Annotated in this window: 12 protein-coding genes, 1 other RNA gene and 1 pseudogene; 2 read left to right on the forward strand and 12 right to left on the reverse strand. The window is 61.9% G+C overall.

Going from position 1 to position 14,276, the window contains the following annotated elements; all coding sequences use genetic code 11:
* The first annotated feature begins 132 nt into the window (after positions 1 to 132).
* Positions 133 to 2,247 carry a hypothetical protein gene (locus tag ACMGF5_RS12280; protein ID WP_414157818.1) on the forward strand — a complete coding sequence of 705 codons (2,115 nt, stop codon included), beginning with the start codon at positions 133 to 135 and terminating at the stop codon, positions 2,245 to 2,247.
* A gap of 66 nt (positions 2,248 to 2,313) precedes the next feature.
* Here the strand turns inward: ACMGF5_RS12280 and ACMGF5_RS12285 are convergent.
* The 12 genes and pseudogenes from ACMGF5_RS12285 to ACMGF5_RS12340 all read right to left on the reverse strand — a co-directional run.
* Positions 2,314 to 2,517 (reverse strand): annotated as a pseudogene (locus ACMGF5_RS12285) (IS5/IS1182 family transposase); the annotation flags it as partial.
* Between the two features lie 576 nt (positions 2,518 to 3,093).
* Entirely contained in the window at positions 3,094 to 3,360 is a 267-nt protein-coding gene (locus ACMGF5_RS12290) for a DUF3077 domain-containing protein (protein WP_125923549.1), read from the reverse strand.
* Positions 3,361 to 3,475: 115 nt separating this feature from the next.
* Positions 3,476 to 3,718 (reverse strand): hypothetical protein, encoded by a 243-nt coding sequence (locus ACMGF5_RS12295; protein WP_414157819.1) that lies wholly within the window; start codon positions 3,716 to 3,718, stop codon positions 3,476 to 3,478.
* 364 nt (positions 3,719 to 4,082) lie between these two features.
* Positions 4,083 to 4,474, reverse strand: a transfer-messenger RNA (tmRNA) gene (gene ssrA / locus ACMGF5_RS12300).
* A gap of 99 nt (positions 4,475 to 4,573) precedes the next feature.
* A complete protein-coding gene (locus ACMGF5_RS12305) occupies positions 4,574 to 4,867 on the reverse strand; it encodes a hypothetical protein (protein ID WP_046785172.1) in 294 nt (97 codons plus the stop codon).
* A gap of 150 nt (positions 4,868 to 5,017) precedes the next feature.
* Complete coding sequence (locus ACMGF5_RS12310) at positions 5,018 to 5,266, reverse strand: DUF3077 domain-containing protein (protein ID WP_161871123.1); 249 nt, start codon at positions 5,264 to 5,266, stop codon at positions 5,018 to 5,020.
* A gap of 4 nt (positions 5,267 to 5,270) precedes the next feature.
* On the reverse strand, positions 5,271 to 5,540 hold the full coding sequence (locus ACMGF5_RS12315; RefSeq protein WP_115273537.1) for a hypothetical protein: 270 nt from the start codon (positions 5,538 to 5,540) through the stop codon (positions 5,271 to 5,273).
* A 391-nt stretch (positions 5,541 to 5,931) separates the two neighbouring features.
* On the reverse strand, positions 5,932 to 6,180 hold the full coding sequence (locus ACMGF5_RS12320) for a DUF3077 domain-containing protein (RefSeq protein WP_414157820.1): 249 nt from the start codon (positions 6,178 to 6,180) through the stop codon (positions 5,932 to 5,934).
* Positions 6,181 to 6,184: 4 nt separating this feature from the next.
* Positions 6,185 to 6,454, reverse strand: a complete 270-nt coding sequence (locus tag ACMGF5_RS12325; protein ID WP_414157821.1) for a hypothetical protein — start codon at positions 6,452 to 6,454, stop codon at positions 6,185 to 6,187.
* Positions 6,455 to 7,365: 911 nt separating this feature from the next.
* Positions 7,366 to 10,176 (reverse strand): FAD-binding and (Fe-S)-binding domain-containing protein, encoded by a 2,811-nt coding sequence (locus ACMGF5_RS12330; protein WP_115273538.1) that lies wholly within the window; start codon positions 10,174 to 10,176, stop codon positions 7,366 to 7,368.
* A gap of 73 nt (positions 10,177 to 10,249) precedes the next feature.
* The gene (gene lldD, locus ACMGF5_RS12335) at positions 10,250 to 11,395 is read right to left on the reverse strand and encodes an FMN-dependent L-lactate dehydrogenase LldD (protein WP_012312630.1); all 1,146 of its coding nucleotides are present in this window, start codon (positions 11,393 to 11,395) and stop codon (positions 10,250 to 10,252) included.
* Positions 11,396 to 11,458: 63 nt separating this feature from the next.
* A complete protein-coding gene (locus ACMGF5_RS12340; RefSeq protein WP_279933637.1) occupies positions 11,459 to 13,129 on the reverse strand; it encodes a lactate permease LctP family transporter in 1,671 nt (556 codons plus the stop codon).
* A gap of 256 nt (positions 13,130 to 13,385) precedes the next feature.
* Here ACMGF5_RS12340 and ACMGF5_RS12345 point away from each other — a divergent pair, with 256 nt between their 5' ends.
* Complete coding sequence (locus tag ACMGF5_RS12345) at positions 13,386 to 14,153, forward strand: FCD domain-containing protein (protein ID WP_012312632.1); 768 nt, start codon at positions 13,386 to 13,388, stop codon at positions 14,151 to 14,153.
* The last annotated feature ends 123 nt before the right edge of the window (positions 14,154 to 14,276 follow it).

Here is a 14,276-nt window from a genome sequence, read left to right on the forward strand (position 1 = left end):
AATGAGTAGGTATAGAGAGCAACGCTTTGCACTGCTGGTGGCACGATAGATTTGTCGAGTCTCATCAGTTCAACGCACCACATTCGCCGGTACTCGGACAGTCGGCCCAGCCGCAGGGAAAGGGAGAACGCCTTGAGCGTGAAGATTAGCTTCGACGATGAATTGGCAGTTGCCAGCATACTGTTGGCCGATTGGGCTCCGGTGCTGGTCGAGTATCTGGGACGATACTTTGACGTCCGCGAGGGCACGCTTCGGCTGGACTACGCCCACCTGCCCGACGAGTGCATTGTCGATGCATTCGATTGGCTATGGAGTGTGCAATCTGTTCGTCAGCGCTTTGTGTACCACCTCGAGAGCGTCGCAAAGGAGGGGCCGATTGCAATGGTCCTCACATTGCTCGGGCACGAATCTACCGAGATCAAGGATTCATCGTCCATTCTGGACCAAGATGCCTACCGGTCTGCGGTGGAGAACTTCAGGACGAATATACTTCAAGGCGACTTGCCGGCCTTACGCGAAACCATCCTGGCGGACATAGCTCCCTGTGCAATATGGATGAGTTGGCTACTAGATGCCGACCGGGATCGTTTTCTGGACGATCGGGAGATCATGGCGGTGCTGGTGGCCAGTACGTCGGGGGACGATTGCATCCATGGCCTTGAACTAGTCGCCCCCCGTCCCGGCCAGAATTATTGGGCTTTCGAGCAGCTGGTCGAGAAGCATTGGCAGCATGTACGCCACTACCTAGAGACCCATCTCGGCATCTCCTCGGGCAAAGTGCCTGATCTCGTTTTCTCGTTGTTTGCGATTTCGCCGACGGTCCAGGCGTCCCGGTGGGCCTGTGAGCAGGTTCTTAGTCGAGCCAATCCAACGGTCTTTCCTCGGCTGATCCAACATTGCAGCGTGATTGAGGCGGACGATGTGCGCAGCCTGTTCCTGCGCTGGCACAGCCGTCCGAAGACAGAGAAGAAAGACGACTTCAGGGAATGCGTTGCCAAAGCCTGCTCGACGCTTGCTACCTTGTTGACCGATACCATGCCCTCGGACCTTGCGCTTGCTGCGATCTGGCACAAGTTCGTGGCCCCCGCGCGGCTCGTCCAGCAAAGCATTGCTGAAAGCCTCAGAGAATTACCATCCGGGGCGTGGGACCGAGAGGCTTTGTGGTGCCAACTTGGCCCTGCAGCCCGCGAGGCCTGGCGGCAGGATCTTTTTGGCCAAGTAAAGGGAGAGCCGGAGTTAGCTCAGGGTCTGCTCTATTTCGCTTGCCTTTGGCTCGAGCAGACTGTGTTCGCCGAAGTAGAGCCGGTACTGCTGCGATTGTTGGATGACGAGGATAACCTGGCTTTTACGAACCGGTTCTCCGGCACAGGTCCAAGGCAGATGCAACTGAGGGCCAACGGGCTGGTGCGGTCCAGGCAAGGTGCACCGGACTTGGAGGGAGCAATAGGCCAGGGCGACGACGCCACTGCGCTGCCCAGCGTCGGCGCCCACACCTGGCTAGGCGACCCGTCCGTGGAGCGCGTCATCCATAGAGCGCTCAGCCAGATTGAGGAAAAGTTTTGTCGCGAGTATTCGGTGACCTGGGGAGAAGACGAGGAGGCCCATACAGCGCGCCTCCTGGCCCTGACGCAGGAGGCAGTTGGCAACGCGAGTCACCAGTTGCACCAGCTATCGGCCACGACCCGGGCGACGTATCCGTGCCTCTCGGTGAAGGTACGTCAGCCCAGCAAACGGGAGGAAGGTGCTCGCACGCCTGCGGGGGCTCCGCTGGGGGCGGATGTGCTATTCCTGACCCGTATCGTGGACGAGGGCAAAACGGTGATCGAGCGAGCTACCCTTGTGCAGGTGAAAAAGCGCAGCGGCACTGGATCGGGGAGGGGCTTCAGTTCGACGATAGGCGTCGACCTGCAGCAGTGCGAGGACATGCTCAAGCAGTCAGAGCATGCCTACTACCTGTTCGCGACGCCGGCCTCGCCGCGCCCGACGCTCTGGGTTGCCCCGGCCCGGCTCGTCAGGAACTTGACCCAGCTGCACACAAGCAAAGCCTCGGTCGTGGCGATTCAGGTGCGGGACGCTAGTTGCTCCTATGCGGATTTTTTCCTGCACGACCTAGTCGGCCTGTGGGCTGGCGACGAAGATGAGGGCGTCGTCGCCATCGCCAACGGCGATCCCCGACGTGGGCGAACGCCTCGTCACATCGTCGACATCGAGGTTCGCCGCCAATCTGAGGTAGGCGATCTGCACTGAGCATCTGCTGAAGGAAGAACATATCGTTGCCCAAAGCGACCGGGTGGCCGGCTTCGGTTACGCAGTGATCTTCAACAGGTCGGGAGGATGGTAGGCGGGCCGGCCTGTTTCAGCCGGGACGATCCCCTCAAAACCCAGTTGGCCAAGGTCGAGTTCATCGACGAAAACATCGATCACCCGCACCGGGTTGGTGTCCGCCACATAGTCATCCAGGCTCTCGGGAAGCAGCGCGCTTCGGCCTCGGTGCTCTCCCTGGATAAAACGCTTCATTGGCGTCCCCTGCTAATTTCGAATCCATCAAATCATAGCGAGGTCGATGCCAGCGTTTTTACACAGCCTGGGCAGAAACTAGCCCTTCGAATCTCTGTTGCATAGGGTCAGACGAAAAGGGGACGGTTTTATTTATAGGGTTGATCGCCCGCTCCTGGCCGATTGTTGCCTGTCGCGAAAAGCCGAGATGGGCGGTTTTTTGCCATTGCTGCGGCGGTTATCGAGCAGCTTTATCCGCAGGCGAATATCCACGCTGAGATAGATGGAGGCGGGTAAGCGAGCCTGTAGGGTGCCTAGCCACGATCCGAGCGTTAGATCACACATTGCTGGTGACATCGGCGTTTGTCACGACGTTTGTCACGAGGGGTATTGCCGCAAAACCATGTGCAATCTTGGCTGCATCAGTGTCAGGAAATCCCGTCTCATTTCTGGGAAAAGAGACGGGTGCATGTTGGCGCACGAATCGGCTTCAGGGCAGCGCAGTCCGGCGTGATTGGCGCACGAGGGGCATGAGATTAAAGAGTACCCATCACCCGGGGGAGGTGACCGGCGCGCTTGGCCTGCTTAGGGTTGCATTCAAGTTTTCATCATCCCCAGTTCTGCATCATCGAGCAGGGCCTTGGCCAGGGCGCAAAGGTAGTGCGAGGCCCAGAGCAACTGCGGTTTGTCTTCCATCAGCCCGTCGATGCTCAGGTCGCGGGCATAGCCCATCAGTTCCGAGGCCTGCTCGCGGGCGGCCTGGCATGGGATGCCGGCTGCGATGCGGAAAAGGGCGTGGGTCTGGTTTTCACCTTGGAAGAAGGTGGTTTTGCCGACGGTGAATTTGGTTTCTTCGGTGGTCACTGTTTGATCTCCCTGAAGTCGTAGTCGCCTGGCCTGGCCCTAATCGCCGGCAAGCCGGACTCCTACAAGTTCATCGTTGTGCGGGAGAGTCAGGCCAGGCAGGTCATGATGCGGGTCAGTGCAGCGTTTGCGGATCGGTGGATTTCTGGATTTGGATCAGCGCCGCTTCGAGCAATTTGCGTAGCGTCTCGAGCTCGTGCATTGAGGTCATGATCAACAACGACACAGGTGACTTGGGCTGCATCAGCATTGCCTGCTGGGCGACGACTTCGGCGCACAGGGCGTAGTCAGCGGCCATCATCAGCGTGTCTTCCAGGGAGTGGAGTAGGTGGGGTGGATCGGGGACTATTTTCAGCATGTTTTAGGCCTGTTCAAGTTGAGGCCACCACCCTCTGCTGTCAAACAGAAAGGCGGCAGCTGTACATGGGTTGACAGACCGGTGAACAGACCAAAACCGGCGCACGCGAGGTGCCCCATGCACAGCTGCCAAAACGGCAAAGCCATGTGGTTAGTTCAGGACGGCCTGTCAAAGCCGATCGTTGCCTGGCAACGACAAGCCGACAGTAGTGCCTCGCCTGGAACACCACAATGGCTGGGAGTATCTTTGGGAAATGCCCTACAGGAAAGGGGTTAAATCTGATTATGACCGTGACAGCGTGTTACGAATTGGCAGATTGCAGGCACAAAAAAAGACGCCCGAGGGCGTCTTCTTTTTTAGGATTTGGTGGAGCCGGGGGGATTTGAACCCCCGTCCGCCAGTACTCCGCTGTCGGTACTACATGCTTAGCCGTGTCTATTGAGTTAATCCGCAGCCGCCCGACGGGCAGGGTGCTTTGGACGAGTTGGGTAAGTTTTAGTCGCTTTGCCCCCAACGTGCTACACGACGATCCTGTTCTGTATGACAATCATTTCGGGTTTACAGGCATCCCCTGATGATTGCTGGAGCCGAAGCTACCAGGAGAGCGGGCTCAGCTGCTTACGCAGCGAGAGCGTAACCCTCGTAGTTTTCGTCATTGGCAACTATAGAAAGTTGCAACAGTGGATTTACGAGTTCTGTTACCAACTCGGCATGCACCTAGAGTTTCGCTACCGGCGTCGAATCCTAATCGGCCCCACACTCAGCTCTAGCTGACGTACCTTTCGGCACGTGCTGCTGAGTATACGCCTTTGCGCGGGCGGCGTCGACAGCCGCTTCTTGCCGCCCGCTCAAAGCTTAGCTACCGCTGCCACCCGCCGAGCCGCTGCCCTTGTCGGTTTTTTCCAGGCGTTCGAGCACTTTGGTGGAAATGGCAATGCATTCTTTGGTGTCGCCCGATGCCTGCGCGGCCTTGGCCTTGTCGACGTGTTCGGTGATGGCCTTGTCCAGGCCTTCGGAAGTGGCGCCGGCGGTGGCCATCTGGTTGTCGATCTTCTGCAGGTTGATAGTGCACAGGTCGTCAGCAGCGAACACCGGTGAAGCCAGGAGGGTAGCGGCCGCGAAGAGGGCCGAAAGCGCGGTACCTTTCATGGGTGTCTCCTTGAAGGCCTCTGGAAGGTGGGCCTGTAAGGGTGGACTGTTGGGGTTTGCCGAGGGTTCAATCGGGGTGCTGGCTTGGCGAGATGATGGTGTGCGGCGGGGTGTTGCCGCTGATTGGGCCGCAGCGCGGCCCGGGTGGCATCAGTGGGATTTGTTCAGCCCAAGCTCGATGTCGTCGATCAGCGCCTTGGCCATCTCGCTCAGGATGCGCGCCGCGCTGCCGGCCTGGCGGTCGTGTTCCATTTCGGCTTCGGTGGTGAGGTGGCGTATGCAACCGAGCAGTACTGATAGCTGGCTGAAGGCGTGCTCGAAAGGCACGCCCGGTTGCAGGCGAAACAGGTCGAAGGTTTCGCTGCCGGCTGTGGTGAGGTTTTTCAACGCGTCATTCATTGAGTCACCTCTGCCTTTGCGCGTTGTAGAGGCCAGTCAAGGCATGCTCGATCAGGGCTCTGGACGTCTCGCAGGCATGCTCGGCGTTGCTGAGCATGCTTAGGCCCGGTTCGCCGGCGTGGGTGCGGCAGTGTTCATCGATGGTTTCGGCGACGCCGCGCAGCAGTTCGCTGGCGTGGGCCAGGGCGTCTGGAGGGGGCATGTCGCTGTGGATGGAGAAGTAAGGGTTGGTGAGGAGTTTGGAGCGAGGTGGGTCGGGTACGATTTTCTTCATGGTGCAGATCCCAGTTTGATTACTCAACAGGAGCTGCCTACGCGATCCTTTCTCACGGGATTGGGTGGCAGCCATGCGTGGGGTGAGAAACCGGTAAACATGGGAAATCCGGCCAGACCGAGGTCTGCCCACGCAGGGCCGCCATTACGAGGCTGCTGTCATGTTTACGGGGTTCTCACACCCTGTCGTTCGAAAACGACCCAGGGAAGTTAGCCCTGATGGTTGTGAGCAACAACAGCGAAACGGCAGCGGCGGTCGTAGGATAAATCCCAAAGCATTTAATCCAGAAGCATTTGGTTGCAGGTTAGGAAATGTCTTACGGGTGGAGGGCTTAGGTGAGGGCTGTGCCCTCGATCGCCGGCAATTGGGCCGCAGCGCGGCCCGGGTGGCATCAGTGGGACTTGTTCAGCCCAAGCTCGATGTCGTCGATCAGCGCCTTGGCCATCTCGCTCAGGATGCGCGCCGCGCTGCCGGCCTGGCGGTCGTGTTCCATTTCGGCTTCGGTGGTGAGGTGGCGGATGCAACCGAGCAGTACTGATAGCTGGCTGAAGGCGTGGTCGAAAGGCACGCCCGGTTGCAGGCGAAACAGGTCGAAGGTTTCACTGCCGGCTGTGGTGAGGTTTTTCAACGCGTCATTCATTGAGTCACCTCTGCCTTTGCGCGTTGTAGAGGCCAGTCAAGGCATGCTCGATCAGGGCTCTGGACGTCTCACAGGCATGCTCGGCGTTGCTGAGCATGCTCAGGCCCGGCTCGCCGGCGTGGGTGCGGCAGTGTTCGTCGATGGTTTCGGCGACGCCGCGCAGCAGTTCGCTGGCGTGGGCAAGGGCGTCTGGAGGGAGCATGTCGCTGTGGATGGAGAAGTAAGGGGTGGTGAGGAGTTTGGAGCGGGGTGGGTCGGGTACGATTTTCTTCATGGTGCAGATCCGATCGTGGCTGGATTTGAGCTGCCCTTCGTCTTCCTCTCACAGAATAAGGTGGCAGCCGAACGCGGGGTGAGAGACCGGCAAAGATCGGCATAAGCCGGCCAGGCCGAAGCCTGCCCGCGTTGCGGCTGCCATAGCAGTACTGCCGAAGTTTGCGGGCTCTCACACCCAAATCGTCAAAGATGACGACCCAGGGAAGTTAGCCCTGATGGTTGTGAGCAACAACAGCGAAACGGCAGCGGCGGTCGTAGGATAATTCCCAAAGCATTTAATCCAGAAGCATTTGGTTGCAGGTTAGGAAATGTCTTACGGGTGGAGGGGGTAGGCGAGGGCTGCGCCCTCGATCGCCGGCAAGCCGGCTCCCACCGGGGGGCAGCGTTTGCCGGTGAATTAGAGGAGAGATCAGATGGGGCGCGGGCAGCGTGTTAATGAATCTGGCTGTGGCTGGGCAGGCCGAAGCATCCAATTCAGAAGCGTTTGGTTGCGGGTTAGGGAATGTCTTACGGGTGGAGGGCGTAGGCGAGGGCTGTGCCCTCGATCGCCGGCAAGCCGGCTCCCACAAGGAGCTGCGTTAACTTTTAGAAATTGGTGAGACAGTTGCTCCAGGGGCGCGCCAGCTTTTAGAAATTGGGCAAGACGGTTGCTTACACAGGTAAAGCGCAGGGCTGAAGAACTGCGCGGTCGCGGTGGGAGCCGGCTTGCCGGCGATGGGCTGCGCAGCAGCCCCCATAGCGGAGCTGTAATAGCCCGAGCGCGCTCGACGGGACCAGCGAGCATCTGGGGCCGCTTTGCGGCCCATCGCCGGCAAGCCGGCTCCCACCTGGATCGCGCCAGCTTTTAGAGGTTGAGCAAGACAGTTGCTACCACCGGGGGCAGCGTTTGCTGGCGAATCAGCGGGCAGATCAGAGGGTGCGTGGGCGGGTGACGCGATCCACCAGGTAGACCAGCCCGTGGTAATCGATCCCGCTGTGGCTGGACAACCCGATCTCACAGGTCCGGCTGGTGGAAATCCCTTCACTGCAATACTGCACTGCGTCCTTCAGGCTGCGCAGTGAGTGGGCATTGAGCTCTGGTGTGGTAAAGCCCTTGTCACCGGCAAACCCGCAACAGTGAATCCCTTCCGGGATCACCACTTGCGTGCTGCAGCGCCGTGCCAGGTCGATCAGCGCCTGGCTTTCACCCAGGTGCTGGGTGCTGCAGGTCACGTGCACCGCCACCGGTTCGTTTTGTGGGGTGAACTCCAGCTTGTCCAGCAGGTGGGTGCGGATGAAGCGCACCGGGTCGTAGAGGTCCAGGCGGGTGTCGCCCAGGTCCTGCACCAGGCGCAGGGTGCAGGGGCTGGTGTCGCAGTAGATGGGGTCGAGGCCGCCGCGGCTGGCGTGCAGCAGCGCGTTGATCAGCTCTTGGCGCTTGTGCTCCGCTTGCTCGGGGTAACCTTTGGACGCGAACGGCTGCCCGCAGCACAGGCTGTCGGCGTTGCCGGGGAACACCACCTGGTAGCCGGCCTTTTCCAGCAGGGCGCGGGTCTTGTCCATTAGGGAGCTTTGCTCGCGGTCGGCATAGGCCGGGCCCATCACCCGTGACACGCAAGCCGCCAGGTACACCACCCGTGGCCGGGCATCGTTGCTCGCCGGGCCGAAATCGATGCTGCGCAACGGCTGCGGCATGGCGGGGGACCATTGCGGCAGGCGGCCTTTGCTGGCCTTGCTCAACGAGGCACTCAGGCGGCCCAGGCGCGGGGCGCCGAGCAGCTTGCGGGCGGTGTTGGCGGCGGTCAGGGTCAGGCGGGCGCCACCCAGTGCAGTAGGGAAGTGCTCGGCCAGCCAGTCGGCGGTCTTTGCATGCTCGGCGGCCTGGCTGCGCAACTTCTTCACCAGCTCGCCGGTATTGATGCCCACCGGGCAGCGCTGGGCGCACAGGCCGGTGGCGGCGCAGGTGTCGATGCCTTGGTACTGGTAAGTCTGCAGCAGTGCGCGGGTATCGATGCCGGCGCGTTTTTTCGCCTGAATGTCACGCCACATGACGATGCGCTGGCGTGGGCTGAGGGTCAGGCCTTTGGAGGGGCAGACCGGTTCGCAGAAGCCGCACTCGATGCATTTGTCGACGATCTCGTCGGCGGCGGGCAGGGGCTTGAGGTTTTTCAGGTGAATGTCCGGGTCTTCGCTCAACACCACGTCGGGGTTGAGGATGCCGTTGGGGTCGAGCAGGCGCTTGAGCGTCCACATCAGCTGATAGGCGTCATGCCCCCACTCCAGCTCCACGAACGGCGCCATGTTGCGGCCGGTGCCGTGCTCGGCCTTGAGCGAGCCGCCGAACTCCACCGCCACCAGTTGCGCCACGTCATCCATGAAGGCCTGGTAGCGCGCGACTTCTTGCGCGCTGTTGAAACCCTGGGTGAAGACAAAGTGCAGGTTGCCCTCCAGCGCATGGCCGAAAATGATCGCTTCGTCGTAGTGGTGCTTGTCGAACAGCTGGATCAGGCGGTTGACGCCTTCGGCCAGTTGCTCGACGGGGAAGGTGACGTCTTCGATGATCACCGTGGTGCCGGTCTGGCGCACGGCGCCGACGGCGGGGAAGGTGTCCTTGCGGATCTTCCACAGCTGGTTGTACACCGCCGGGTCTTCGCTGAAGTCGACTTTCTGTTCCAGCGGGTATTCGGCGATAGAGGCCATGACCTGTTGCAGTTGTTCGTGCAGCAGGCTTTGGCTGGCGGCCCTGGACTCGATCAGCAGCGCGCAGGCATTGTCCGACAGGCCTTTTACCCACAGCGGCATGCCCGGCATGTTTTGCACCGAACGCAGGCTGCGGCGGTCGAGCAGCTCCACGGCGGACACCGGCTGGCGCTTGAGCACGGTCACCGCGCGGCAGCAGCTTTCCACGCTGGGGAACACCAGCAGCGCGCTGGCCTTGTGCGGGTGATCGGGCACGGTGTCGTAGGTGACGGCGCTGATGAAGCCCAGCGTGCCTTCAGACCCAACCAGCAAATGCTGGAGGATATCTAGGGGCTTGTCGTAATCCACCAGGGCGTTGAGCGACAGGCCGGTGGTGTTCTTCAGCCGGTACTTGTGCCGGATGCGCTCTGCCAGTGCGGTGTTGGCGCGGGTTTCGCGGCCAAGCCGGGCCAGCGCTTCGAGCAGGTCGGCGTGGCTGTTTTCAAAGGCGGCAACGCTGGCCGGGTCTTCGCTGTCCAGGCGCGTGCCGTCAGCCAGCACCAGGCGCAGGCCGGCCAAGGTGTGGTAGGTGTTCTGCGCGGTGCCGCAGCACATGCCGCTGGCGTTGTTGGCAACGATGCCGCCGATTTTGCAGGCATTGATCGAGGCCGGGTCCGGGCCGATCTTGCGCCCGTAAGGGGCCAGCCAGGCGTTGGCCTGGGCGCCGATAACCCCGGGTTGCAGGCGGATCTGTTCGCCCTGGCCACGGATCTCCTTGTTGCCCCAGTTATCGCCGAGCACGATCAGCACCGAGTCACTGATAGCCTGGCCGGACAGGCTGGTGCCTGCGGCGCGGAAGGTCACCGGCACACGCTCGCGCTGGGCCAGTTGCAGCAGCCCGACCACTTCGTCTTCCGACTCCACGCGCACGACCAGCTTGGGGATCAGCCGGTAGAAACTGGCGTCGGTGCCGAAGGCCAGGGTGGACGTGGCGTCGTCGAAACGGCGATCGGCGGGTATCAGGCGCTCGGCATCACGCAGGAATGCGGCGGGCAGGCTCATGCTATCTCCTCACCGGGCCACGGCGTCTGGCGCGCCGCATGCCCGGTCATACAGGCGGTGTTTTTGCAGGCGCTCAAGCGCCCAGTTCGCGTACCAGCGAGTCGCGGCTGATCTCGCTGATCGCCTTGGCGCCCGTGAGCACCATGGCTACGCGCATTTCCTTTTCGAACAGTTCGAGCAGGTTCTTCACCCCGGCCTGGCCATGCACGGCCAGGGCCCAGAGGAAGGCGCGACCGATGAGCACGGTGTCTGCGCCCAGGGCGATCATGCGCACTACATCGAGGCCGCTGCGGATGCCGGAGTCGGCGAGGATTTTCAGGTCGCCTTTCACTGCGTCGGCGATCGCTGGCAACGCACGGGCGCTGGACAGCACGCCGTCGAGCTGGCGGCCGCCGTGGTTGGAGACGACGATGCCGTCGGCACCGAACTTGACCGCGTCACGTGCGTCGTCGGCGTCGAGGATGCCTTTGATGATCATCGGGCCGTCCCAGAACTCGCGGATCCATTCCAGGTCCTTCCAGGAAATCGACGGGTCGAAGTTGCTACCCAGCCAGCCGATGTAGTCGGCTAGGCCGGTGGGGTTGCCGCGGTATTTGGAGATGTTGCCCAGGTCGTGCGGGCGGCCCATCACGCCAACGTCCCAGGCCCATTCGGGGTGGGTCATGGCCTGCAACACGCGGCGCATTGGCCCGTTGGCACCGCTCATGCCGGAGTGTGCATCACGGTAACGGGCACCTGGCACCGGCATGTCGACGGTGAACACCAGGGTTTTGACCCCGGCGGCCTTGGCCCGCTCCAGCGCGTTGCGCATGAAGCCGCGGTCTTTGAGCACATACAGCTGGAACCACATCGGCCGGTCGATGGCTGGCGCCACTTCTTCGATCGGGCAGACCGACACGGTAGACATGGTGAAGGGGATGCCATGGGCGGCTGCCGCACGGGCTGCCTGCACTTCGCCGCGGCGGGCATACATGCCGGTGAGGCCGACCGGGGCGAGGGCCACGGGCATGCTCAGGGTTTCGTCGAACAGCCGGGTTTCCAGGCTCAGCTCGGACATGTTCTTCAGCACCCGCTGGCGCAGGGCAATGCCGGCCAGGTCCGAGACGTTGTGGCGCAGGGTGTGCTCTGCGTACGCGCCGCCGTCGGCATAGTGGAAGAGGAAGGGGGGCAGCTTGCGTTGGGCCGCGGCGCGATAGTCGGTGGAGGCGGAAATGATCATGGATTCTCGCAGCGTGGGTTGAAGGAGATGCCGGGCGCTCGGTGGCGCCCGGGCCCTTTCACTTTAGTGATGGACCAGCATGCCGGTCAGCCAGTAGGCCTGGACCAAGGTGATCAGGCCGACAATGGTGGCGAAGAACAGGCTGTGCTTGACGGTGAAGCGGAACAGGTCGGACTCCTTGCCGACCAGGCCGGTGGCTGCGCAGGCCACGGCGATCGACTGCGGCGAGATCATCTTGCCGGTTACGCCGCCGCTGGTGTTGGCCGCTACCAGCAGGGTGTCGCTGACCCCGATCTGGTGGGCGGTGGTGGCCTGCAGCGAACCGAACAGGGCATTGGACGAGGTGTCGGAGCCTGTGAGGAACACACCCAGCCAGCCCAGGAACGGCGAGAAGAACGGGAACGCGGCGCCGGTGCCGGCCAGTACCAGGGCCATGGTCGAAGACATGCCCGAATAGTTGGTGACGAAGGCGAAGGCCAGGACCATGCCGATCGACAGGATCGGCCAGCGCAGTTCCCAGAAGGTTTCCTTTAAAGTGGTAAGACCAGTTTTGAAGTTGATCTTCAATACGGCCATGGAGATCAGCGCGGACAGGAAGATCGCCGTACCGGTGGCGGAGATCGGGTCGAGCTTGAACACCGCTGGCATGGCGGTCGGCGCGGCGACGATCGGCGCGGTCTTGATCACCAGCTGGTCGAGGTGCGGGATGGCGAAGTTGAACACGAAGTTGTACATCGCGCCGCCCGGGGCGAATGCCGCCTTGAACGGTTTCAGGGTCCAGATGGTGACCAGTACGGTGAGGATCAGGAACGGCGACCAGGCCTTGAAGATTTCACCGAAGCTGTAAGGGCTTGGCTGGCTGCCGCCGCTGCTGACCACGGCGGCGCCGACGCTGCCTTTGGCTTCGGCGAACGAGCGCTTGGGCTGCCAGACCTTCAGGAACAGGGTCAGGGCGACAAGGCTGGCCAGGGCCGAGGTGATGTCCGGCAGTTCCGGGCCGATGAAGTTGGAGGTGAAGTACTGGGTGACGGCGAAACTCAGGCCGGCCACCAGGGCTGCAGGCCAGGTTTCTTTGACGCCGCGCAGGCCGTCCATCATGAACACCAGCCAGAACGGCACGAACAACGACAGCAGAGGCAGCTGGCGGCCGGTCATGGCGCCGATGTGGAAGGCGTCGATGCCCGTGACCTGGCCGGCGACGATGATCGGGATGCCCAGGGCGCCGAACGCCACGGGGGCGGTGTTGGCGATCAGGCACAGGCCGGCGGCGTACAGTGGGTTGAAGCCCAGGCCCACCAGCAGCGCGGCAGTGATTGCCACCGGTGCGCCGAAGCCGGCCGCGCCTTCGAGGAAGGCACCGAAGCAGAAACCGATCAGCAGCACCTGCAGGCGCTGGTCGTCGGTGATCGACAGTACCGAGCTGCGGATCACCTCGAACTGGCCGCTCTTGACCGTGAGTTTGTACAGGAACACCGCGGCTACGATGATCCAGGCGATTGGCCAGAGGCCGTAGAGGAAGCCATAGCCCGCGGCAGCAAGGGCCATGTCGACCGGCATCTGGAAGGCGAAGATCGCCACCAGCATCGATAATCCAAGGGTAATGCTGCCGGCGACGTGGCCTTTGAGGCGGAACACGGCGAGGGCCAGGAAGAAGAACACGATGGGTATGACCGCCGCCAGTGCGGACAGGCCAAGACTACCAAGCGGGGAATAGAGTTGTTGCCAGGTTTGCATATGGGGTAGCCCCTAATTGTTGTTGGTCAGGCACTGGCATTGGATAATTGGTAAGACCAATTTACAATGGCTGGACGCTAGGTTAAAAGCGCTGTCATGGGTGTGTCAATTTGTCCCGTGCAAAACTTTGGTCGTGTGCCGATGAGCGGGCGGCTGATGGCATGGGAAAAACGTCGGCTGGTGGGTGTCGGCGTGGCGTGGATCGGCGAGAATAGGCGCCCCCTGAACTTTGCCGGGGGTTTGTGGAGAGCATGTGATGGTTTTTGATCAGGTCCGCCAGCGGCGCCTGTCCGACGACATCGTCGATCGGTTGGAAGGGATGATTCTCGAAGGCACGCTGACCTCAGGCCAGCGGCTGCCGGCCGAGCGTGCCCTGGCCGAGCAGTTCGGTGTGTCGCGCCCCTCACTGCGCGAGGCGATCCAGAAACTGGTGGCCAAGGGGCTGTTGGTCAGTCGGCAGGGTGGCGGTAACTATGTGGCCGAATCGCTCGGTTCAACCTTCAGTGACCCATTGCTGCAACTGCTGGAGCACAGCGCCGAGGCGCAGCGCGATTTGCTGGAGTTCCGTCACACCCTGGAGGCGTCATGCGCCTACTACGCTGCCCAGCGCGCCACCGAGCCAGATCGGGCGCGCCTCAAGGCTGCATTCGACACCCTGCAGGACTGTTATGCGCGGGCTGACCAGGTCACGCGTGCAGAGGAGGGCGCGGCGGATGCGCGATTCCACCTGGCGATTGCCGAAGCCAGCCACAATGCCGTGCTGCTGCATACTATTCGCGGGTTGTTCGACCTGCTTAAGCGCAACGTGGTGACGAATATCGGGGGCATGTACCAGCAGCGTACCGAAACGCGGGACATGCTGATCAGCCAGCACCGTGAGTTGTACCAGGCGATTGTCGAGGGCAGGGCGGACGATGCGCGGGAGGTGTCCAGCCGGCACATTCTGTATGTGCAGGAGGTGCTGGAAGAGGCGCAGAACGAAGCCCAGCGCGTAGCGCGGGCAGAGCGGCGCAGCGGGCGCTGATCGGTTGTCGCTGAATGCGCGCCCTGTAGGAGCGGCCTTGCGTCGCGAAAGGGCCGCAAAGCGGCCCCAGGGATCTCGGCAGCGCCGCAGAAAGCTGGGGCTGCTACGCAGCCCTTTCGCGAC

The organism is Pseudomonas sp. BNK-15 (assembly GCF_047456105.1).
In the GTDB taxonomy this organism is placed as follows: domain Bacteria; phylum Pseudomonadota; class Gammaproteobacteria; order Pseudomonadales; family Pseudomonadaceae; genus Aquipseudomonas; species Aquipseudomonas putida_E.

Bases quoted from the DNA above. Each gene is read 5' to 3' on its own strand.
- ACMGF5_RS12295 (WP_414157819.1), bottom strand. From the start codon at position 3,718: ATGCTGAAAATAGTCCCCGATCCACCCCACCTACTCCACTCCCTGGAA.
- ACMGF5_RS12305 (WP_046785172.1), bottom strand. From the start codon at position 4,867: ATGAAAGGTACCGCGCTTTCGGCCCTCTTCGCGGCCGCTACCCTCCTG.
- ACMGF5_RS12310 (WP_161871123.1), bottom strand. From the start codon at position 5,266: ATGAATGACGCGTTGAAAAACCTCACCACAGCCGGCAGCGAAACCTTC.
- ACMGF5_RS12315 (WP_115273537.1), bottom strand. From the start codon at position 5,540: ATGAAGAAAATCGTACCCGACCCACCTCGCTCCAAACTCCTCACCAAC.
- ACMGF5_RS12320 (WP_414157820.1), bottom strand. From the start codon at position 6,180: ATGAATGACGCGTTGAAAAACCTCACCACAGCCGGCAGTGAAACCTTC.
- ACMGF5_RS12325 (WP_414157821.1), bottom strand. From the start codon at position 6,454: ATGAAGAAAATCGTACCCGACCCACCCCGCTCCAAACTCCTCACCACC.
- ACMGF5_RS12330 (WP_115273538.1), bottom strand. From the start codon at position 10,176: ATGAGCCTGCCCGCCGCATTCCTGCGTGATGCCGAGCGCCTGATACCC.
- lldD (WP_012312630.1), bottom strand. From the start codon at position 11,395: ATGATCATTTCCGCCTCCACCGACTATCGCGCCGCGGCCCAACGCAAG.
- ACMGF5_RS12340 (WP_279933637.1), bottom strand. From the start codon at position 13,129: ATGCAAACCTGGCAACAACTCTATTCCCCGCTTGGTAGTCTTGGCCTG.
- ACMGF5_RS12345 (WP_012312632.1), top strand. From the start codon at position 13,386: ATGGTTTTTGATCAGGTCCGCCAGCGGCGCCTGTCCGACGACATCGTC.